Below are 20,926 nucleotides of genomic sequence, written 5' to 3'. Positions count from 1 at the left end.
CCACGCCCATGTCTTCTTGAAGAGCCGCGCGGGCGCCTTCCTGAAGGGAGTTGGTTTCAACGCGTCGCGCCAAGGGGAGCCGATTGAACTCCCTGTATGAGCGGCGAGCAGGCCGTGACGTTCCTGTGACAAACAGCTTCAGGGCGACCACCCGCCGCCAGTAGCATCCGTCGGCAATCGGAGCCGACCTGGCAGCCGCTCCGTCCCCTTTCTTCCAAGGTGAGGACACAGATGAGATCGACCCATTCGAGATGGGTGCGCCGGACGGGGCACCTGGTGTGCGCGTCCCTGACCACGCTCGCGCTCTCCGCGTGCACGGGTGAGACCGGAGCCCCGGGCTCACCGGGCGCGCCGGGAGCCCCGGGGCCGCAGGGCCCGGCCGGCCAGGGCAGGTCGCTCAGCTTCACTCCGGCGAATGCCGCGCGCACCTTGGACGAGAAGCGGGCCGTCTACGCCAGTCCCAAGGCGAGCGTGAACGGGCAGGAGGTCTCCCTCCGGTACGAGACCGTGCTGCGCTCCGGTCAGCCCCTGGGCGAGCACATCTTCGGGCGCATGATCCAGAAGGATGGCGGCCCGGTGAAGAACACGGACGGCTCGGACTTCATCTCTCCGTCCAATGATTTCTCGGCCCTCATCCAGAAGGGCAACAGGCTCTTCGAGCTCACCCAGTTCGAGACCACGCCCGCGTCGATGTACCTCTCCGAGCTGCGCCAGGCGTCCGACGGAAAGCTCACCGCCATCAGCACCCGGCCCATCGACTTCTCGAGCGTGCAGGGCTACTGGATTCCCTGCGCGGGCAGCGTGTCGCCCTGGAATACCAACTTGAGCAGCGAGGAGTACCCGTCGGACGCGCGCGCCTATGAGAGCGCGGCCTCGGTGAGCGCGCTCACCCAGGCCGAGCGCTCGATGCTGCGCTACTGGGGGTTGGATCCGGCCACGGCCTCCATCGCCGAGGCCAAGGCCGTCTACTCCCCGTACCGCTATGGCTACGTGATCGAGGTCGCGGTCGACGACTCGGGCGGCACCACCGTGGCCAAGCACTACGCGGCGGGCCGGCGGGCGCTCGAACTCGCCTATGTGATGCCGGATCGCAGGACCGTCTACCTGAGTGACGATGGCAGCAATGACGGCTTCTACATGTTCGTGGCGACGCGGCCGGGAGACCTGTCCGAGGGACAGCTCTACGCGGCGCGGTGGTTCCAGACCACCCCGACGGGCCAGCCCTCGGGCCGGGCGGATATCTACTGGTTGCCCCTGGGTCCCAGCGCGACGGACGCGGAGGTCAAGGCGCTGATCGATGGCGGCATCCAGTTCTCCCATATCTTCGAGACCGAGCCCCAGGGCAGCGATGGCACCTGTCCGAGCGCGGCCTCCGGGTTCCGCGCCATCAACACGGAGACGGGCCGCGAGTGCTTGCGGCTCAAGCCCGGTCAGGAGCTGGCGGCCTCCCGCCTGGAGAGCCGCCGTTACGCGGCCTACGTCGGAGGTACCACCGAGTTCCGCAAGACCGAGGGAATCACGTACAACCCCGCCGCCCACCGGCTCTACGTGTCGTTCAGCGAGCTGAACCACGGGATGATCGACGATCCGAAGGGCAAGGATCTGGGTGGGGGCAATCACATCCAGGTCGCCCGCAACGACTGTGGCGCGGTCTACGAGATGGTCGTCTCGCCCAACGTGCAGCTCGGCAGTGACTATGTCGTCGAGTCCGCCGCGCCGCTCGTCGAGGGCATGTGGCTGAAGGCGCCCGGCGCCAGCCTCTACCCGAGCAACAGCCCCTTCTACGATCCCACCTTCACGACCGTGGACAGCAACGGTGTCTCCAATCCGGGAATCGCGAACGTCTGCAGCGTGAATGGCATCGCCAATCCCGACAACCTGTCCTTCATCAACGGGTACGACACGCTGCTCATCGGCGAGGACACCGTCGATGGCCACCAGAATGACATGGTGTGGGCCTACAACATCGTCACGCGGGAGCTGACCCGCATCTTCTCCGCCCCCTACGGCTCGGAGACGACGGGCGTCTACTTCTACCCGGACATCAACGGCTTCGCGTACATCAAGGCCCAGGTCCAACACCCCTACGGTGAGTCGGACATCGAGAAGGCCGGCACCGATGCGAGCATGAAGCAGTCGTACACCGGCTACATCGGCCCGTTCCCGGCGATGAACTGAGCACGCGGGGAGCAGAAGACATGGGCCGCCGAAGGGCGACAGGCATCGTGCTGGTGATGGGGTTGCTCGTGGCTGGAGCGGCCCTCGTGGGGCGCTCGGGCGGCGCACCACGCCCCGCGCCGACGCCCGTCGTCCAGATGCGGGAGGCGCTCGTGGCCGCTCTGCCGACGGACACGCGAGTGCCTCCCCGGCTCTCGAATCCGGCCGCCTACCTGCCCGCGCAGTGCTACGCGGTCACCCAGGACGAAGCCGGTGGCCGCACCCGCAACGGCTGCTTCGCGTGTCACCAGACGCCGCGCGCGCCCAACTTCGTCGAGGACGCCGAGGTCCAGACGGTCCTCTCGGTGGCTCGCTCCGCCGAGGAGAACCGTTGGACGAACCTCGTCCAGCCGCCGCCGCCCGTCGAGCTGTCGGACGCCGAGCTGCTGGCCTGGGTACGGTCGAACAACTACGTGGATGAGCGTGGCGGGCTCCGGCTCGCGGCGGCGCTGGCGCATCCGCCCGCCGCCTGGGATGGGAATGGCGATGGTCAGTGGGGAGGCTACACCCCGGACTGCTGGTTCCAGACGGACGGCGAGGGCTTCGATCATTCTCCAGACGGGGCCATGACGGGCTGGCGGGCGTTCGCCTATGCCCCGTTTCCCGGCATGTTCTGGCCGACCAACGGGAGCGCGGGAGACGTGTTCATCCGCCTGCCCGCGGCGTACCGGCACGACTCGGCCGGGCGCGAGAGCAAGGCCGTGTACCGCGTCAATCTCGCCATCCTCGAGGCGTACATCCGCCGGGTGGATGTGCCGCTGCCACCCACGGACGAGCGGGAGTTCGGCGCGGATCTCGATGGGGATGGAGTGCTCGGCTCCGCGACGCGCGTGGCCTTCGTGTGGCCACCCAGGCCCGGACGTCTCTTTGGCTACGTGGGACAGGCGGCCGGGCTGGACCCGGCGCGCGAGGGCTGGCCCGCCGCCGGCCTCTTCCCGCGAGGCACCGAGTTCCTCCATAGCTTGCGCTACCTCGATGTGGAGGGAGGGCAGGTGCGCATGGCCGCCCGGATGAAGGAACTGCGCTACATGAGGAAGACCCGCTGGTTGACGTACAGCGACCTCCAGCTGGCGGCCGAGGCGGAAGCCCGGGAGAAGATGAAGCAGCCCGACAAGCTGAAGCGCGTGCTCGCGGATGTGGAGCGCGGGGTGGGCACGGGCACCGGTTGGCTCATGCAGGGCTTCATCGAGGACGCGGGCGGCGAGCTGCGCCCGCAGAACGTCGAGGAGACCACCGCCTGCATCGGTTGTCATGGCGGCGTGGGCGCCACCACGGACAGCACCTTCAGCTTCGCGCGCAAGCTCGAACCGGGCTCGGCCTGGCAGGGGGGCTGGTACCACTGGGGGCAGCGGGGGATGAAGGGGATTCCCGAGCCCACGCGCGCCGATGGACAGGGCGAGTACGCCCACTGGCTCGCGCGGGTCGGGGCCGGAGACGACTACGGGACCAACGACGAGGTCCAGGCCCGTTTCTTCCGGCGGGACGGGACGCTCCGGCCCGACGCGGTGAACGCGCTGACGAAGGACATCTCGGTGCTGCTCGTCCCCTCACCGCGCCGGGCGCTCCTGTTGGACCGGGCCACCCTGGCGCTGGTGAAGGCCCAGCGCTTCGAGCGCGGGCGGGAGGTGGTGGTGGGGGCGCCTTCCAAGGTGCGGGCCCGGTTGGAGCAGGATGGCGCGACGGGCATCGACGAGCCCGTGCTTCCTGGCTGGGTGAGCCCGGCGAAGAGCGCTTCTCGCTGACCCGCGAAGCGCGACGGCGCGGCCGGGGCCCTCACAGGAAGTCGCGGACGGCCTCCGGGCTGAAGGGCTTCTCGAGGCGTCGGGGCTCCATGCGCTCGAGGAACTCGACGGCGCGCTGCGTGAAGCATCCCGCCGTCATGAAGATCATCCGATCGAGCAGCTCCGGATGCTTCTTCGCGATCCCCTCGTGCAGATCCATGCCCGTGAGGCCCGGCATCATGAGATCGCAGAAGATGACGTCGTAGTGGGCGTCCTCCGCCAACAATTCCATCGCGCGGGCCCCGCTCCCGGCCTTCACCACGGAGTGCGGCGGACCAATCAGGCGGGCGAGCGCATCGAGAACCTCGGGCTCGTCATCGACCACGAGCACGCGCCGCGGGGGCGGGGGCGGAGGCTCCGTCCTCGTCACGGAGCCCCTGGGTGCCTCGGCCTGTCGTGCCATGGGCAGGAGGACACGGAACGTGCTTCCCCGGCCCGGTTGGCTCTCGACCTCGATCCGCCCACCCAACCCGGTCACGATGCCGTGGCACACCGACAGGCCCAGCCCGGTTCCCACGCCCACGGGCTTGGTGGTGAAGAACGGCTCGAAGAGATGCGGGAGGTTCCCGGTGGCGATCCCACACCCCGTGTCCGTCACCTCGACGGACACCCACGTGTCTTCATGGGGACGGAGGGTGAGTGTCACCTGGTGCTTCTCGGGTGCTCCTTCCGGGATGGCCTGCGCGGCGTTGAGCACCAGGTTGAGGAAGACCTGTCCCAGGCGAGACTCGTTGCCCAGCACGGGCGGCACCGGCTCGTAGTCGCGGACGAGCCGTGCCCGCTGGCGGAGCTGGTGGGCCGCCATGTCCACGGAGAACTCCAGGGCCTCGCGCACCTCCACCGGTCCCAGGGTCTCGAACTTGCTGCTGGCGAACGTGCGCAGATCCCTCACGATGTTGCGGATGCGCTCGGCGCCCTTGCGGGCCTGCGCGAGCGCGTCCCGCACTTCCTCCAGGTTCTCGTCCTGTTCCCGCTTCGAGAGCTCTTCCAGGGCGAACGTGATGTTGGCCAGCACGTAGGCCAGGGGGTTGTTGATCTCATGCCCGACGCCCGCCGCGAGCTGGCCCGCCGTGGCCAGCCGCTCCGCCTGGATGAGCGCATTGCGCGCGGCGTCCAGCTCGGCGGAGCGGCGGCGCACCAGTTCCTCCGCCTCCGTGCGCGCCTGGTGCTCGCGCGCGAGCAGGGTATCCCGCTCGAGTTCGGCACGGTGCCGCCGGGTGATGTCCTCGATGACGGAGATGAAGTAGTCCGGTGCGCCATCCGTCTTCCTCACGAGTGACACCGTGAGGTTGATCCAGATGATCTCCCCGGACTTGTGGAAGTACCGCTTCTCCATCGAATAGGTGGCGCGCTCGCCCTCGAGCATCTGCCGGACGAGACTCAAATCCGCGGCCAGATCTTCTGGGTGGGTGATGTCCTGGAACACCAGCCCCATCAGCTCCTGGTGCGTATAGCCGATGATGGAGCACAGCCTCGTGTTGACGCGCAGCCACCGGCCATCGAGGCCCACGTGCGCGATTCCCACGGCGGCTTGTTCGAAGGTCGCCTGGAAGTGACGTTCGAATTCGGTGAGGGACTGGCGCGCCTCCGGGTTGTCTGGCGCGCCGACTGGGGGATGAGTGCGAAAAGGGTTGTCCATGGATCCCGACGGGATGGCATCCTAGAACGGAAGGCGCGTCCTGGTCGCGCCCAAGGACATCCCGTGCATCCCCCCGTGCCCCGGGTGCTACTCCGCTTCCTGAGGATACACGGGAAACCCGACCGCCCTGGCGGCGGCCAGGCTTCCTACCGTGGGGTCATCGCACGTGTCCGTGCGCTCTCAGCGCTGCGCGCTGGTGCCGGAGAACACCACGTCGACGCAGCCGTGGAAGCGCTCATAGGTGAAGTAGTTGCGCCCCCACTCGCCGTAGATGACATGACGGCCCTCGCGCTGCGGCACGTTGCACGTGGTGTGGAAGAGTGCGTTGACCTTGTCCGCGACGACCGCCGGATTGCCGGTGGGGTTGCGGTCGTTGTACTTGAGCACGCAGAACGCTTCCGTCTCGAAGTCATTCCAGGTCAAGGGCTTGCCGACCTCATAGACAAAGCCGGGCTTGGTGATCCAGTAGCGGAACTCCTCGGTATCGTCGAAGTGCGGGCCCCAGGAAATGTTCCAGGTGATGGTCCGGGGACCGGAGCTGATGGTGCTGGTGGGCCAGTTGATGGACTTGTCCCAGGGCGTGGCACCGCCGCGCCAGGTCTCGCTGTTGAAGCCACAGACGTTCTGCGGCAGGGGGCTGACCACGGCCCGTCCCTGCGCGTGGGTGAGCACGCTCATGAATTGATAGCCGCCGGAGAAGTCATCACGGAAGGCATCGGCGCACTCCGCGTATTCACCGGGTCTGCCCACTTCATCCGGCTTGGTGTACGCGCCACAGAACCAGTTGCGCGCCGGCGGGTCCTGGATCAGCCCGTGGCCGTGAGCAACCGAGGCGACTCCCAATACCAGGGACAGGGACAACCACGTCTTCTTCATCTGCGTCAGCATGAGTTTCCTCCTTGGGGGACGACTGAGCCGGATACTGCTTCATGGCGATGACATGTTCTTCTGGGGGACAACGCCATGACTGCACCATCGCCGCGTTGAATGCCAAAGGCGAGGCACTGACCGGCATGATTGGATAACTCGTAATTCGAGCCAAATGATATTTTCGGGGAATGGTTGCCGGTTAAACATTACATTTCTGTTTGATTCTTTCGTGGCTCCTGAATCCTGACTTCGCCGAGACACCCCTGTCACGCGCTTGTGCCCAATCACTGCCAGGGCGCGCCAGGACAGCGCCTGGCTTCTGGTCGCGGAGCAACCCTCCGGACCGCCGCCACGGGGCTTGGAGCGTGATAAAGCTCCTCATCGAGGAAGGATATGAGATTGCTTCCCGAGGCGTGTTCCCGCTTGCGGCTGGGTGGGGTGGCCCATAATATTCCCAGCCATGGGAAGAATATCGGGAGCGCGCAACCGCGATCATGAAGAGACGCGCTCGAGGCTCGTGAACAGCCTCGCGCAGCAGCTCCTCCTGGCGGGAGGCACGCACCCGAGCCTGAGGACGCTCGCGGAGGGCGCGGGGGTCGATCCAGGCACGCTGCGCCACTACTTCGGTGATCGCCAGGGCGTGGTCCAGGCGGCCTTCGAGCACCTGATGAAGTTCGGACAGGAACGCCGGGCCTGGGCGAAGAGCCTGGCGGAGCGTCCCGCGCGAGAGGCCTTCCACCACCTGCTGGAGCAGATCGCCGCGGGCTGGACAGGCTCGCTGGGCGGCATGCATGCCGCGGGCTTCGCCGAGGGCATGAGTGATTCGGATCTGGGGCAGATCTACATCTCCTCCATCTTCGAGCCCACGCTCAATGCCCTCGAGGAACTGCTCATCGTCTTCCACACGCGTGGCGAGTTGTCGGTGCCGGATGCACGGGTGGCGGGACTCGCGCTGTTGTCCCCGGTGCTGATGGCGCTCTTCCACCAGCACCAGTTGCACGGGCGCCGCTGCCGTCCGCTCGACCTGACGGTCTTCATCGAGCGGCACCTCGACGGCTTCATGAAGGGCTACGCGAAGTAATTCAACGCCGTTCCCACCGGGAGTCTTCCAATGGCCGCGCCGCGGTTGTTGTCGATGTGTGTCTTGTGGTCCGTCATCATGGGATGTCAACCCAGGCAGGTGCCCCAGGTGCCGGACAAGATCGTGGGCCACTGCATCTACACGAACAAGTTCAGCGACAGCATGGAGTGTCGCGACTACGTCGGCGAGTGGACCGAGCAGGCCGCGAAGGAAGACTGCGAGGATCAGGACTCGACGATCGTCCTGGGGTCGGCGTGTGGCATGGAGGAGCGGCTGGGCTACTGCTTCCTGGAGGAAGGTGAGGACCGGTGGACGCGCATCACGCTGCCGGGGGTGAACCAGGAGAAGTGCGGCTCCATGCAGCGCGGCTGTGAGCTCTTCGGCGGGGGGGCGTTCGAGCCGGCCCCCGTCTGTGGGGGGAAGGTGGTGGACAGTGGCGGCACGGGGCTGCCGACGTTCCAGCAGCCGGTCCTCGCGTGTGTGGACCCCAAGCCGGGAGAGCCGCCGGGCCTGTCGGAAGGGGGCAAGGTCTGCACGTGGGAGATGATCTCCGGCGCCACCGAGCCGGGCCGTCACTTCGATGATTACGCGAGCTGCGACCGCGTGCGGACCCAGCGTCCGTACTACGCGGTGCCGCCCGCCCCGAACGCGGAGCGGGAAGATCCGCGCATGAAGGACGCGGCGTACGCCGCCGAGGTCGGCTGGGTGCGCTCCCAGATCGAGGCGACGGCCTGCGTCTGCTGCCACTCGACGCGCGCCCCCAAGGGGACGTCCAACTGGTTCATCGAGTCTCCGGGCAACTTCATCAACTCCTTCAACCCCCGTGGCCTGGCCATGGGCGCCGGGTGGATCAACACCGTGGGGTTCGGCGCCTACCCCCGCGAGCACAACAACGGCTTCTCGCGGGCCTCGCCGGAGCGTCCGTTGGACTCCATCTTCGTCACGACCGACCCCGAGCGGATGGCGCGCTTCTTCCAGTCCGAGCTCTTCCAGCGCGGCTTCAAGCGCGAGGACTTCGCCGATCAGCCGTACGGCGCGGGCCCCCTGGACGATCAGCGTCTCTACCGGCCAACGGCGTGCACGAAGGGGGAGGGAGTCGACGCACAGGGCCTGCTCCAGTGGAGAGGGGGCAAGGCCCGCTACGTGTACGTCCTCGAGCAGGAGAGCACGTCACCGACGGTGCCGCCCAACCTCGATCTGCCCGAGGGCACGCTCTGGCGGCTCGACGCGCCCGCCGAGGGCGCCGGGGTCGAGAGTGGAACGGTGCGCTACGGAGTCGTCCCCGCCAGCATGTCGCAGCGCTTCCCAGCGGGAGGCCAGCCTCCGGCGCTGACGCCGGGCAAGACGTACTACCTGTACGTACTCGCGGACATCATCGTTCCCATCACGCGCTGTCTCTTCGTCGCGCCGTGACGGTCCAGCCACCGTCCGCGGGAGCTTCAAGAAAGTGGCCGCGTGAAGTGTCGAGGGGGGAGGCCGAGGACCGGCGATGGAGTGCTTTTCACCCGTTTACAACAATCCAAACTCCCCCGAGCCGCGTCCTCCCGCGACGAGCGCTTCGGGCCGCGGTGCCACCCACTCTTCTCGCGGCTCGTTTCACGATTGGAAACACGATGCTCAGCCCTGACTGAGAACCTACAACCACGGCGAAAATCGACACGATGTGTCAAGCCAATCTGGCCCATCGTGTCGCTGGAATCTCAGCTCTAGATCGTTTTCCCTGGTTTTTACAGATTTGCACTCCCACAGTATGAGAACGTTACGAAACGTTTAACCCAGTCTGGTTTTTGGGCCAGGTTGAGTGGTTCCAATCGCATGGGGGTGACGACGGTGTACACGAGGCATTTCGGCAGGACTGGCATTTTCCTTCTATTGGCCGCGGCCATTGGCTCGGCCTGGAGTGGCCTTGTCCCCGAGGCGCGAGCGGCTCCGAGCGCCGCCTACAACTGGCGCGACGTCGTGACGGGAGGCGGGGGCGGTTTCATTCCGGGAATCATCTTCAACAAGAAGCAGAAGGATTTGATCTACGCCCGGACGGACATTGGCGGTGCGTACCGCTGGAATGCCGCGACCTCCAGTTGGATTCCGCTCTCCGACACGACGGGCTGGGTGGATTGGAATAAGAATGGTGTCGATGCCCTGGCCACCGACCCGGTCGAGCCAAACCGCGTCTACATGGCGACCGGCACCTATACGAATGACTGGGATACGAACGGGCAGATCATGCGTTCGACCGACAAGGGGGACACGTGGCAGGTGACGCCCCTTCCCTTCAAGGTCGGCGGCAACATGCCCGGGCGCTCCATGGGGGAGCGCCTGGTGATTGATCCGAACAAGAACAACATCCTGTTCTTCGGCGCCCGCAGCGGCAACGGGCTCTGGAAGAGCACGGACTACGGCGCGACCTGGACGAAAGTCACCCAATTCCCCAACCCCGGGACCTACGTTCAAGATCCGAACAACTCCTACGGGAATGACATTGTCGGGCTGGCATGGATCACGTTCGACCCGGGCACGGGGACGGCGGGCAGCGCGACGCAGACCCTCTACGTGGGAGTCGCGGACAAGGAGAACAACCTCTGCCGCAGCACGGACGGCGGCGCCACCTGGGAGGCGATTCCCGGCCAGCCCGTCGGCTTTCTGCCGCACCACGGTGAGCTCGCCTCCAATGGCAACCTCTACATCACCTATAGCGATGGCGTCGGTCCCTACGACGGCACCAAGGGAGATGTCTGGAGGTTCAACACCCAGACGGGGGTCTGGACGAACATCAGCCCCGTGCCGAGCAGCAGCACGGACAACTATTATGGCTACGGTGGTCTCGCCGTCGATGCCCAGCACCCGGACACGCTCGTGGTCGCCACGCTGAACAGCTGGTGGCCGGATGCCAACCTCTTCCGCAGCACGAACGGCGGTGCGACCTGGACGGCGATCTGGGACTGGGATGGCTACCCGAGCCGGAAGCTCCGCTACACGCAAGACATCTCGGGAGCTCCCTGGCTGTCGCTGGGCATCGAGCCCATCCCGCCGACGCCTTCTCCCAAGCTGGGTTGGATGATCGGGGATCTCGAGATCGACCCCTTCAACTCCAACCGGCTGATGTACGGCACGGGCGCGACCCTGTACGGCACGAACAACCTCACGGACTGGGACAGCGGCGGCAAGGTGAATATCTCCGTCATGGCCAGGGGCATCGAGGAGACGGCCATCATGGAGCTGATCAGCCCGCCGGCTGGAGCACCGCTCCTCAGCGCCATGGGCGACATTTCCGGCTTCCGCCATGATGACCTGACGGCACCGCCCGCCAAGACGATGTCCGTGCCGGCGTGGAGCACGACGTACGGCATCGACTACGCGGAGCTCAACCCGGGCTTCGTGGTCCGTGTGGGAATGGCGGATTACTCGGCGGATGCCAATGCCAGGTCGGTGGGCCTCTCTCATGACGGAGGCGCGAACTGGTACAAGGCCTCCTCCGAGCCGACGGGAACGAAGGGCGGGGGGACGGTCGCGGTCTCGGCCGACGGCAACGCCATCGTGTGGAGCACGTCGGATGTGGGGGTGTACTCCTCGAAGTCGGGCGGCAATTCCTGGACGGCCAGCAGCGGCATTCCGGCGGGCGCGAAGATCGCGGCCGACCGCGTGAACCCGAACAAGTTCTACGCCTACTCGGCGGGCAGGTTCTATCTCAGCACCAACGGAGGCGCCACGTTCACCCAGACGGCCGCGGCGGGTCTTCCCAGCAGCGGAGCCGCCTCGCTCAAGGCCGTTCCTGGCCGTGAAGGTGACGTCTGGTTCGCTGGTGGCAATGAGAGCCCCGGCCCCTATGGCCTGTGGCATTCGATCGATTCCGGCGCGACCTTCACGAAGCTGGCGAACGTGCAGGAGGCCGACGGAGTCGGGTTCGGGAAGGCGGCGCCGGGCCAGAGCTACATGGCCCTGTACGTCATCGCCAGGATCGACGGTGTGCGCGGTTTCTTCCGATCGGACGATGGGGGTGCTTCCTGGGTGAGGGTGAATGACGCTCAGCACCAATACGCGAGGGTCACGACGATCACCGGAGATCCGCGGGTGTATGGCCGCGTCTATGTGGGCACGAACGGCCGCGGGATCGTCTATGGCGACCCGGTGGGCGGCACGCCGGATCCGGACCCGGATCCGGTCAAGCAGTCGACCATCAGTCCGACGAGCTCGTCCTTCGACAAGAAGACGGGCAATCAAGCGGACATCACCGTGACGATGACGCTGAACGGAAATACCTTCGGCGGCATCAAGAATGGCACGGCGACGCTCGTGTCCGGCACGGATTACACCGTCTCTGGCTCGATCGTGACCCTGTCGAAGAGCTATCTGGCCAGGCAGCCGGTCGGGACGACGAGCCTGTCCTTCCAGTTCAGCGCGGGCACTTCACCCGTTCTGGCCATCACGGTGATCGACACGACCTCCACTGGCTCGGGGAACATCAAGGTGCAGATGTACAACGGGTCCACGGCGGCGGCCGTCAATGGCATCAGCCCGAGGTTCAAGCTGATCAATACGGGAACGATCGCCGTCGCGCTCTCGACCGTCAAGCTCCGCTACTACTACACCATTGACGGAGAGAAGGCGCAGAGCTTCTTCTGCGACTGGTCCCACGTGGGCGGATCGAATGTCACCGGAACCTTCGTCAAGCTGGCGACACCGACCACCGGCGCCGATCACTACCTCGAGATTGGCTTCACGAGTGGGGCAGGCAGCCTCGCGGCCGGACAGAGCATCGAGATCCAGGTCCGGTTCTCCAAAGCCGATTGGAGCAACTACACGCAGTCGGGCGACTACTCCTTTGCCTCGACGGGCGCCACGTATGCGGACTGGATCAAGGCGACCGGATATGTCTCCGGCGGCCTCCAGTGGGGCCTGGAGCCCTGATGTGAACGTCCTGGCCCGGAGTGGACTGGAGATCCGCTCCGGGCCGGTGTGTGTCAACGACGACGGCCGCCGCGCGCGCAGCTGCCGTTGCTCCTGCGTTCGCCACGACGGCGAGAGGGTGGGCCTCATGCGGCCTTCTCGGCCCCGGGTTCCTCTTGAAGCGTGAGTGCCCTGCGCATGAAGAACCGGAGGATGAGGTACACCAGGAGCCCTGTCGGGCCATACATCATGGTCAACAGGACACAGGGGGCTACCGCCAGATGGGGGAGCCCGCGACGCCCCGCATCCCGGACGATCCACGCGCCGACGAACAGGTCGAACGCCAGGTAGTGGATCCAGCAGAGCACCGCCACCCAGGGGTCGCTGAAGAGCAGCATGGCGCCCTGGAGACTCGCCGCGCTGGCTCCCTCGGGGATGGACGCACTCAGATTCAAACCCAGCATCAGGCCGAGATGCGCCACTCCCAGCAGCACGGGTATCAGCACGGAGTGGACCAGCCGCCGAGTCCACTTCCAACGCGGTGCGAACAGCAGCAGCGCCCACGCGGGAAACACACCATAGTTGAAGAGGTTGAATACGGTTTCGACTCTCATACAGCCCTCCAGTTCGGCACGGCTTGTGGGATCGCGGATGAATCGACGCGGCGAATGAGAGCCGTGGCCCTGGATGCCTTTCGGGCTGCTCGCCCCGTCGGACGACGGACGGCGAGCGAGCGCGAGGCAGCCATCCGCTGGCTGGCAGCAGGGCCTCGGAGCGTTCGCTTGTCGGGTTCCTCACTCCGCCGTCACCGGCTCACGACGTGAACTCCCGCGGAAACCCGCGGAGCGTTGTCGCGATGGTGCAATCGGACGGCCAATAGGCGACCGGCCTACCAGGAGCGATAGGCGATTCACCTCGAGAGACCGCGTGTGGCGGAGGATGTCTAGCGAGAGGAGATCATGGGAGACGCGGGGGACGCGTCGAAGCACAAGGTACACCTCGTCGCCGGATGCGCAATGGCTTTTTCGCGGGGAGCGCCCGGGCAGGCGGCGGCCTGGAGACTGGCGCCGAGCGCGGAACACGGGAGACTCCAGCCATGACCACCCCCGCCGTCGTGGAAATCGACCACCGCGATCCCGCGCTGCAAGCCGCCTTCTGTGACTATGTGCCTCGGGTCTTCCGTACCGTGGACTTCCGGCGCTGGTGCGCGTGGGGTGGATGGAACGATGACTATCGAGCCTTCTCGGTGCTCGACGAGGGGCGTGTGGTGGCCAATGCCTCGGTGATGAGGATGCGGCTGCGGGTCGAGGGCCGCGAGATCATTGGCTACCAGTTCGGCGCGGTCGGCTGCGTGCCCTCCCACCGGGGCAGGGGGTTGTCGCGGGTGGTGATGCGGGCGGCGCTCGAGTCTTGCGGCGAAGCGCCCGTGCTGTTGTTCGCCAACGAGAACGTGCTCGGTTTCTATCCGCGCTTCGGGTTCACGCCTCGGACGCAGGCGTTGTTCGGCGCGGCGTTCCACGCGGTGCCTGGAGGTGAGCCCGCGCCGGTGCTCGAGCTGGAGGAGGCCCAGGTGCGCTCGGGACTGGTCTCCCTGTCCGAAGAGGGGCTCCCGGTGACTGATCACTTCGGCTCACGCGGCCATGCGAGGATCGCGAGCTGGTATGCGGCGAATGCCTTTTCCCGACCGCTGCGCCAACTGCACGCGGATGCCTGGGTGTTCGCCGGTGTCGAGGATGGCACGCTCTACATCGACGACATCTTCGCGCGTGAGCCCTTCGACCTGCGGCCCCACATCCCACGATTGATTGACCAGCCCATCACCGCGGTCCACTTCGGCTTCACGCCCGAGCGCTGGTGGCCTCGGGCGGAGGTCGTCGGCGAGGACTCGGAGGCCTACCTCTTCGTGCGCAACCTGGGGCCACCGTCCGGGCCTCATCGGTTTCCGGTGATGGCACGAACCTGACGCCTTGGCTCCGGCGAGCCGCGGCATTGTCGCTCGGAGGCGCCTGAGAACCCGTTTCAGGATCAGCTCCGCGGGTTGAAGGTGAAGGCCTCACCTCCAGTCCAGGGCCAGATCCTCAGCTCTTCTTCGGAAAACGAAAGCCGAGCGCCGAGAGCAGCAGGAGGACCGCCATGGGCACGCCCCCATCCTGGCCCCCGGCGCAGCCACAGCCCGAGTCCGGAGCAGACGGCAACTGGTCGGTCACGCGCACGGTGACGGTGTCCTCGCTGCTTCTTCCGCGGCCGTCCGTCACCTGGAGCTGGAAGGTGAGTGCCGTCTCCTCATCCACGTCGGGCGTGTTGAACATGGCTTTCGAGCCCGCCAGGATGAGGTTCACCGGGGGACCGTCCACCTGGGTCCAGGTGTAGTCCAGGCCGGTGCCCTTCGAGTCCGAGCCGTTGAGCGTCACCCCACTGCCCTCACGCACGCGCTGGTCCGCACCCGCCTGGGCCTCCAGCGACGTGTCCTGGACGACCACGGTCACCCTCACCGGTTTGCTGTCCAGCTTTCCATCGCTCACGACGAGCTGGAAGATCAGCTTCGTCTCCTTGTCCACGTTGGGCGCGGTGAAGGAGGGCGAGGCCGTGTCGCGGTCGCTCAGGGAGACGCTGGGGCCGCTCACCTGTTTCCACGTGTAGGCGAACCTGGTCACCCCATCCTCATCCGTGGCGCTCCCCTTGAGCGTCACGAGGGAGCCCTCTTCCACAGCATCCACCGGCTCCACCGCGGCCACCGGCGCATGCTCACGGTTGTTCACGGTCACGGTGACGGTGACCGGGGCGCTCGACTGCTCGCCGTCGCTGGCGACGATCTGGAAGGTGAGCTTGAGTGTCTCCGTCACCTCGGGGGCGACGAAGGTGGCCTTTTCAGTGGTGGCACCGTCCAGGGTGACGGGGGGCCTGCCCACCTGCGTCCACTGGTAGGTGAGGGGATCCCCGTCCGCGTCCGTGCCCGAGGCCTCCAGGGTCACCGTGTCCAGCTCGAAGACGCTCAATTCCAGCTTGGCTGTCACCGTGGGCGCGTGGTTGCCTTGGGGGAGGTCGCGCACCCGCACGTTCACCGAGTCTGGGAGGCTCGTGTTCACCTCATCGCGCACCCGCAGCTCGAACTGGAAATCCGTGTCCGCCGTCACCTTGGGCGAGACGAAGGTGGGGTTGGGCGCGCTCGCGTCACTGAGTGACACGGTCGGGCCCTTGGTCTGCTTCCACTCGTAGGTGAGCGGGCGGCCCTCGGGATCCGTTCCGCTGCCAGAGAGCGTCACCAGGCGCCGCTCGTTGACGGTCTGATCCGGGCCCGCGTTCGCCACCGGCACCCGGTTGAGGCACAGGCCCCGGTGCGGCCCCGACGAGCTGAAGGGGGTGTTCACCAGCCCCTCGAACTGGAGGTCATCCAGGTCCCAGCCCGTGTCGCCCTGCTCGGAGTCCGTGCCGATGCGGAAGCGGAGGAGCACCGTCTTTCCCGCGTAGTTGGTCGCGAGGTTGGCGGTGGCCGGAGCGAACGCGGGGTAGCCGGGACTCTGGCCTCCATACGCCTTCCAGCCCTTGAGTGGGTTGTCCCCTGACGCATAGATGGTCGAGTTGTAGGTGGGGTCTACCGAGGTGCCGATATTCACCCAGGTCTTCCCGCCATCCGGGCTCAGCTCGATGACGGCGCCGTCATAGGAGACGTTCGAGTCGAGTCGCTCGAAGGAGTAGCGATGCTGGAAGGTGAACCGGAACGCCTCGGTCTCCGATACCTGGAGGGGTGGCGAGACGAGCGTGAGTTCTCCGATCACCGCGTTGTTCGGTCCGCGGAAGAACCAGTTCGTGTCCGTCGGATCGATCTGGCGCGTCCACGGCGAGAGGTTCTTCGTGCTGGCCGCGAGGGTCCACGGGTGATGGGGTGACTCCACCGTCTCGTGGGTGCTCGTCCCCGGCAGCTCGTCCGTGTTCACCCGGTACACCGCCGTGTGCGTCTTGTCTCCAGGCACCTGCTGCTCGTCGTCGCGGTAGTCGATGCGCAGGGTGATATCGCGTGGCTTGGCGGGACCCGAGAGTCTCATCGTCAGCTCCGCGCTGGTGTTCTTGCCCGGATCCGAGGCGGGAAAGAGCACCTTCTCCCCCTTGGGGAAGGAGACGTCCGGGTCCTCGCTGGAGAGCGTCATGCTCGTCTTCGCGAGCCGCTCGGTGCCGTTGTTGCGCAGCGTGACGTGCACGCGCGCGGTCTCGCCCGTGTCGAGCACTCCGTCATCGTCACAGGAGTCCGCCGTTCCCGTGGAGTCGAGCAACTCCACGCTGACGAACGTCACGTCCTTGCCGGTGGCGAAGCTGAAGGCTTCCACCGGAGCGAGCAGGAGGAGACCCACCACCGCGGCGACGCATGGTTTCAAAGTACGGCCTCCAGGGTTCAGGGGCGGCTCCCCGATTCTAGCCCCCTGGCTCGAGAATTTCACAGGAGCGAAGCCACCGGGGACACTCCTTCGCGCATCGAAGGCGTCGACCCCGTCCAGCCTGGCTGCTGGAGACAGGTTGCCACTGTACCCCGCTGTCACCCGGTCGACTCATGAGACGCCGTGCGACCGTGTCCCCGGGCTGCGCGAAGCGGAGGGTTTGACCGCGTTTCTCTGGCTTACATGTTTTGCATGTCTTTCCCGTCGAGGCGGGGTTAGGCTCGATGACATGTCGATTCAAGCAAGGAAGTCCTTCTCATGGGCGGCCCGTGTCGCGACCTCACTCGTCGCGGCACTGACGCTCGGTGCGACCCAGGCACGGGCCGACTATGTCGCCACGCCCAACCCCTCCAGCACCTTCGGCACGTGGCAGGGGTGGGGCTGTTCGCTGGCCTGGTGGGCCCATGCCTTCGGAGACCGCGAGGACCTGGCGGATGCCGTCTTCACCCACAACGCCGCGGTGAGCCTGTCCACCAACGCTGGCACCTACTCCGTGCCGGGTCTCGGCATGAACGTGGTCCGTTACAACATCGGCGGTTATGGCACCCGGGCCGTCGGGACGACCGTTCCCCTGTATCCCTCCACGAGCACGCTCCCGGACTTCAAGCGCATCCCTGGCTATTGGCTCGACTGGTCCAGCACGGATCCCTCCTCTTCCAGCTTCGACTGGAACACGGACTCCCGGCAGCGCAACATGATGTGGAAGGCACGGGATCGCGGTGCGAACGTCTTCGAGGCGTTCTCCAACTCACCCATGTGGTGGATGGACTACAACAAGAGCTCCGCGGGCAGCAATGGCGGCGGTGACAACCTCCAGTCCTGGAACCACGGCGACTTCGCTCGCTATCTGGCCACCGTCGTCAAGTACGCCAAGGACCACTGGGGCGTGAACTTCACCACGGTCGAGCCGTTCAACGAGCCGGCGGAAACCTGGTGGACGTACCCCAAGAACCAGGAAGGCTGTCACTTCGACAACGCCACGCAACGCCAGGTCCTCGGCCACCTGCGCACCGAGCTGAACAACCGGGGGCTCCAGAACGTGGGCATCTCCGCCTCGGACGAGAACTCTCCGGACCGGGCGCTCAGCACCTGGAACGCCTTCGATGCGACCACGAAGGGTCTGGTCAACCAGATGAACGTGCACGGCTACAGTGGCCTCGAGCCCTACCGGGGGCCGAACCGGGGTCCCCTCTACTCGGCCACGAGTGGCAAGCGGCGCTGGGTCTCCGAGTATGGGGATGGAGATGGCAGCGGCATGCCGATGGCGGACTCCATCATGCGCGATCTGTGGGAGTACCACCCGTCCGCCTGGGTCTACTGGCAGCCGTTCGACAGCGGGGGGTGGGGTCTCGTCCAGTCCAACCCCGGTGACAACTGGATCGGGACGGCCAATGCCAAATGGTATGTCATGGCCCAGTTCAGCCGACACATCCGGCCGGGCATGACCCTGCTGAGTGGCGATGACCGCAACACCGTGTTCGCCTATGACGCCGCGGCCCGCAAGCTGGTCGTGGTGACGGTGAACTTCGCGACGGCCCAGTGGATCAACTATGATTTGTCCCGATTCGGCACGGTCAGTGGCCCCATCACCCGTTGGTCCACGGTGACCGCGAGCGGGGGAGAGCGGTACGCGCAATACCGTGACACGAGCTTGAGCGGGAAGCGCTTCTGGTCGTGGTTCCCCGCCAACACCGTCCAGACCTTCGAGGTCCAGGGCATCTCCCCTTGATGCCCCGGGCCCGAATCGTCCCTGGACCGCGGCGACCATCAACACGTAAGGTGGTCCGGCTCCGTGAGGAGCGCCAATGATGTACTGCTGATTCAACCATCGACAAGGAGCGTTCGAGTGAAGATCAAGTTGCTCACCGTGTGCCTGGCCGCGTTCGGCTTCTCATTCGCGGCCACCGCGGCCACCGCGGCGATGGACGATTTGATCGTCTGCTCAGGCGGTGTTTATTGCGAGGACGTGCGTCTGGAATGTCTCGCCTCCGGCCAGAGTCAGACCCTTTGTAATCGGCAGTGGCGCGGCTGCGTGCTCGACGCCTGCCCGCAGTAGGCAGGAGGATGCGGCGCCGACGCGGCGGCCCTCGCCGCCATGCTCCGCGCCGAGTCCCTCGGGTGCTGGCGTACCCGCCGGCACCCAGTAGGGTGGTCATTCCGAGCACCACGAGCCAGGCGTGCGGAGCTTCGTGCGGCCCGGTGCCTGGTGGATGGGGACCACCAGCGGGGAGCCCCTCACGAAGCTCCCCGCCTCCGAGGCGGGGACGAACTACTGCACGTTCAAGAAGGTGGCGGTGGGGACGCCCCAGTTTCCGCTGGCGTCCTGGCTCTCCACGAAGAGCGTGTGCCGGCCCGGTGCCAGGCCAGAGGTGAAGACCGTGGCCTGCACCGACTCGGCCGTGCTGTTGAAGCTTCCGTCCACCGCGCTCAGTGCGAACGTGGGCGTCCCCGACACCCAGGACGGCGCATCGATGGAGTAGCGCGCGGCGGCGATGGCCTGCGCGCCTTCCGTGCCCCCGTTCGTGCCGTAGCGGGTGTCGTCCGCCCGAGCCGTGAGCGTCACCGGGGTTCCCTGCGCCACGGTGCTCGCCGACAGGGCGAGGTTGATGGAGTCCGGGCCCGCCGCCACCTGATACGGCCGCCGCGCCGCCTTGAAGGCGTAGTAGAGGGCCGGCATGTTCTTGGGGACGATGGTGTTCTCGAAGGTGGTGCAGCTCTCGAAGAAGGCTCCTCCCATTTCGAAGGTGAACGCCGCGACGCCGAGCCGCCCGTAGGCGAAGGCGTCCGTGGAGCCCGAGGCCGAATACAGGCACGTGCTCACCTGGCACGCCTGATAGCCATTGAAGTAGTTGAACTTGCGCCCGAGGGTGCGCAGCTGGGTCGCGTTCGGCGCCGCCGCCGTGGTGGCCGACCAGGGGTAGAGCACGTAACCGCCGTAGCTGTGGAGGCTGAGCATCAGGCCCGTGGCGTCCGCGGGGGCGGGATCCGTGGCGGCGGGCCCGCGCTGATCCGGGAAGAGGGAGAGGATGTAGTTCTCCAGCGTCTTCGTCTCCGGCTCGGAGGCCGCCGAGCGCCCCCGGTAGGTGTCATTGCACACGCTACTGCTCGCGCCCGCGCCACCCCAGTCGAAGCTGCTGTTGCGGTTGAGATCCACTCCGTACGTCGTCGTGGAGCAGGAGCCCTCGCTGGTGTTGGTGTTCTTGCGCTTGGACAATCCCGTCTCCGCGATGCGGCGACCGTCCGGGTTGGACTGCACCACGACGTGCAGCTCGGAGTAGTCGAGCAGCCAGGTGACATCCGGGTCCGTGCCGTAGCGGCTCGCGAGCTGCTCGGCGAAGCGCGTGGCCAGCTCCGCCGTCGTGTACTCGCGGGCGTGGATGCCGCCCATCAGGAAGAACCGCGCCTTGGCGCCCGAGCGCGCCTTGTTCGTCAGCACCAACACCCGCAGGTCATCTCCCGGCTTGCCTCCCGCCGTCACCTTGTCCCAGGTGTCGCCGATGTCATTCCACGCGGCGAGGTTCGGGTAGGTGATGGGCAGCTGCGCCATGGCGGCGTAGCTCTCGTCCACCGTGCGGTAGCACGAGTAGCCGGGAATCCCGCCGGCCAGGGACATCCACCCCGCGCGTGGCTCGTTCAGGATCCGCGTCTGTTCCTCGAGGATCTCCACGCGGCGGCCCTCTTTCACCAGCGCGTCGTACTCCTCGGGCGAGAGGACCGCCTCCACGGTCTTCTTTTCATGATCCACCGCCGCGCTGAGGTCCAGCGTCTCGGCGAGTCGATCCAGGTCCACCCGGGACTTGAACGACACCCGGGCCAGGAGGACGGACGGACGGGACGGCCCCTCCTCGGGGGCTGCTGCCCGGGCAACGAGAGGTGAGAGGGCGAGCGCTGCGGCGGCTGCGAGAACTCCAGTGACGGGTGACGGCATGGGGGTTCCTCCACGGCAGGGGAGGAGCGCACCTTATTCCTGGAGTACTGGATATACAATTTTCACGGTCACTTAGCGCCAGCCCGCGCGGGCGGC

General features: G+C 66.4%; 13 protein-coding genes. 8 read left to right on the top strand and 5 right to left on the bottom strand.

Annotation, left to right across the window (positions count from 1 at the left end; translation table 11 throughout):
- Positions 1-231 precede the first annotated feature (231 nt).
- Positions 232-2,178, top strand: coding sequence for an alkaline phosphatase PhoX (locus D187_RS16200; protein ID WP_051256387.1), 1,947 nt, complete (start codon positions 232-234; stop codon positions 2,176-2,178).
- Positions 2,179-2,198: 20 nt separating this feature from the next.
- Positions 2,199-3,959 (top strand): Aq_1262 family (lipo)protein, encoded by a 1,761-nt coding sequence (locus D187_RS16195; protein ID WP_002629302.1) that lies wholly within the window; start codon positions 2,199-2,201, stop codon positions 3,957-3,959.
- Between the two features lie 31 nt (positions 3,960-3,990).
- Here D187_RS16195 and D187_RS16190 read toward each other — a convergent pair whose 3' ends face one another.
- Entirely contained in the window at positions 3,991-5,637 is a 1,647-nt protein-coding gene (locus tag D187_RS16190; protein WP_002629301.1) for a PAS domain S-box protein, read from the bottom strand.
- A 180-nt stretch (positions 5,638-5,817) separates the two neighbouring features.
- The gene (locus D187_RS16185; RefSeq protein ID WP_002629300.1) at positions 5,818-6,525 is read right to left on the bottom strand and encodes a lytic polysaccharide monooxygenase auxiliary activity family 9 protein; all 708 of its coding nucleotides are present in this window, start codon (positions 6,523-6,525) and stop codon (positions 5,818-5,820) included.
- Between the two features lie 499 nt (positions 6,526-7,024).
- On the opposite strand from D187_RS16185, the gene D187_RS16180 reads away from it, so the two are divergent.
- From D187_RS16180 to D187_RS16170, 3 genes are all read left to right on the top strand, one after another.
- Positions 7,025-7,588 (top strand): TetR/AcrR family transcriptional regulator, encoded by a 564-nt coding sequence (locus tag D187_RS16180; protein ID WP_002629298.1) that lies wholly within the window; start codon positions 7,025-7,027, stop codon positions 7,586-7,588.
- A 78-nt stretch (positions 7,589-7,666) separates the two neighbouring features.
- Complete coding sequence (locus D187_RS16175; protein ID WP_155893376.1) at positions 7,667-9,001, top strand: hypothetical protein; 1,335 nt, start codon at positions 7,667-7,669, stop codon at positions 8,999-9,001.
- A 459-nt stretch (positions 9,002-9,460) separates the two neighbouring features.
- Positions 9,461-12,493 carry a cellulose binding domain-containing protein gene (locus tag D187_RS16170; RefSeq protein WP_211241531.1) on the top strand — a complete coding sequence of 1,011 codons (3,033 nt, stop codon included), beginning with the start codon at positions 9,461-9,463 and terminating at the stop codon, positions 12,491-12,493.
- 125 nt (positions 12,494-12,618) lie between these two features.
- Here the strand turns inward: D187_RS16170 and D187_RS16165 are convergent, their stop codons facing one another.
- Positions 12,619-13,086, bottom strand: coding sequence for an ABA4-like family protein (locus tag D187_RS16165; protein WP_002629295.1), 468 nt, complete (start codon positions 13,084-13,086; stop codon positions 12,619-12,621).
- Positions 13,087-13,568: 482 nt separating this feature from the next.
- Here D187_RS16165 and D187_RS16160 point away from each other — a divergent pair, with 482 nt between their 5' ends.
- Positions 13,569-14,435 (top strand): GNAT family N-acetyltransferase, encoded by an 867-nt coding sequence (locus D187_RS16160; protein WP_002629294.1) that lies wholly within the window; start codon positions 13,569-13,571, stop codon positions 14,433-14,435.
- A 115-nt stretch (positions 14,436-14,550) separates the two neighbouring features.
- Here D187_RS16160 and D187_RS16155 read toward each other — a convergent pair whose 3' ends face one another.
- Entirely contained in the window at positions 14,551-16,842 is a 2,292-nt protein-coding gene (locus tag D187_RS16155) for a PKD domain-containing protein (RefSeq protein ID WP_020918072.1), read from the bottom strand.
- A gap of 289 nt (positions 16,843-17,131) precedes the next feature.
- Here D187_RS16155 and D187_RS16150 point away from each other — a divergent pair, with 289 nt between their 5' ends.
- Together D187_RS16150 and D187_RS16145 are read left to right on the top strand one after the other, a co-directional pair.
- On the top strand, positions 17,132-18,631 hold the full coding sequence (locus D187_RS16150; protein WP_002629292.1) for a glycoside hydrolase: 1,500 nt from the start codon (positions 17,132-17,134) through the stop codon (positions 18,629-18,631).
- Between the two features lie 117 nt (positions 18,632-18,748).
- Positions 18,749-18,958, top strand: coding sequence for a hypothetical protein (locus D187_RS16145; protein WP_002629291.1), 210 nt, complete (start codon positions 18,749-18,751; stop codon positions 18,956-18,958).
- 213 nt (positions 18,959-19,171) lie between these two features.
- On the opposite strand, the gene D187_RS16140 is transcribed toward D187_RS16145, so the two are convergent.
- Entirely contained in the window at positions 19,172-20,830 is a 1,659-nt protein-coding gene (locus D187_RS16140) for a M14 family zinc carboxypeptidase (protein WP_002629290.1), read from the bottom strand.
- Positions 20,831-20,926 lie beyond the last annotated feature (96 nt).

It is taken from the genome of Cystobacter fuscus DSM 2262, from assembly GCF_000335475.2.
In the GTDB taxonomy this organism is placed as follows: domain Bacteria; phylum Myxococcota; class Myxococcia; order Myxococcales; family Myxococcaceae; genus Cystobacter; species Cystobacter fuscus.
The sequence above is the reverse complement of the archived record's forward strand: the minus strand, read 5'-3'. Positions and strand labels throughout refer to the sequence as shown.

Bases quoted from the DNA above. Each gene is read 5' to 3' on its own strand.
- D187_RS16200 (WP_051256387.1), top strand. From the start codon at position 232: ATGAGATCGACCCATTCGAGATGGGTGCGCCGGACGGGGCACCTGGTG.
- D187_RS16195 (WP_002629302.1), top strand. From the start codon at position 2,199: ATGGGCCGCCGAAGGGCGACAGGCATCGTGCTGGTGATGGGGTTGCTC.
- D187_RS16190 (WP_002629301.1), bottom strand. From the start codon at position 5,637: ATGGACAACCCTTTTCGCACTCATCCCCCAGTCGGCGCGCCAGACAAC.
- D187_RS16185 (WP_002629300.1), bottom strand. From the start codon at position 6,525: ATGCTGACGCAGATGAAGAAGACGTGGTTGTCCCTGTCCCTGGTATTG.
- D187_RS16175 (WP_155893376.1), top strand. From the start codon at position 7,667: ATGGGATGTCAACCCAGGCAGGTGCCCCAGGTGCCGGACAAGATCGTG.
- D187_RS16165 (WP_002629295.1), bottom strand. From the start codon at position 13,086: ATGAGAGTCGAAACCGTATTCAACCTCTTCAACTATGGTGTGTTTCCC.
- D187_RS16160 (WP_002629294.1), top strand. From the start codon at position 13,569: ATGACCACCCCCGCCGTCGTGGAAATCGACCACCGCGATCCCGCGCTG.
- D187_RS16150 (WP_002629292.1), top strand. From the start codon at position 17,132: ATGTCGATTCAAGCAAGGAAGTCCTTCTCATGGGCGGCCCGTGTCGCG.
- D187_RS16140 (WP_002629290.1), bottom strand. From the start codon at position 20,830: ATGCCGTCACCCGTCACTGGAGTTCTCGCAGCCGCCGCAGCGCTCGCC.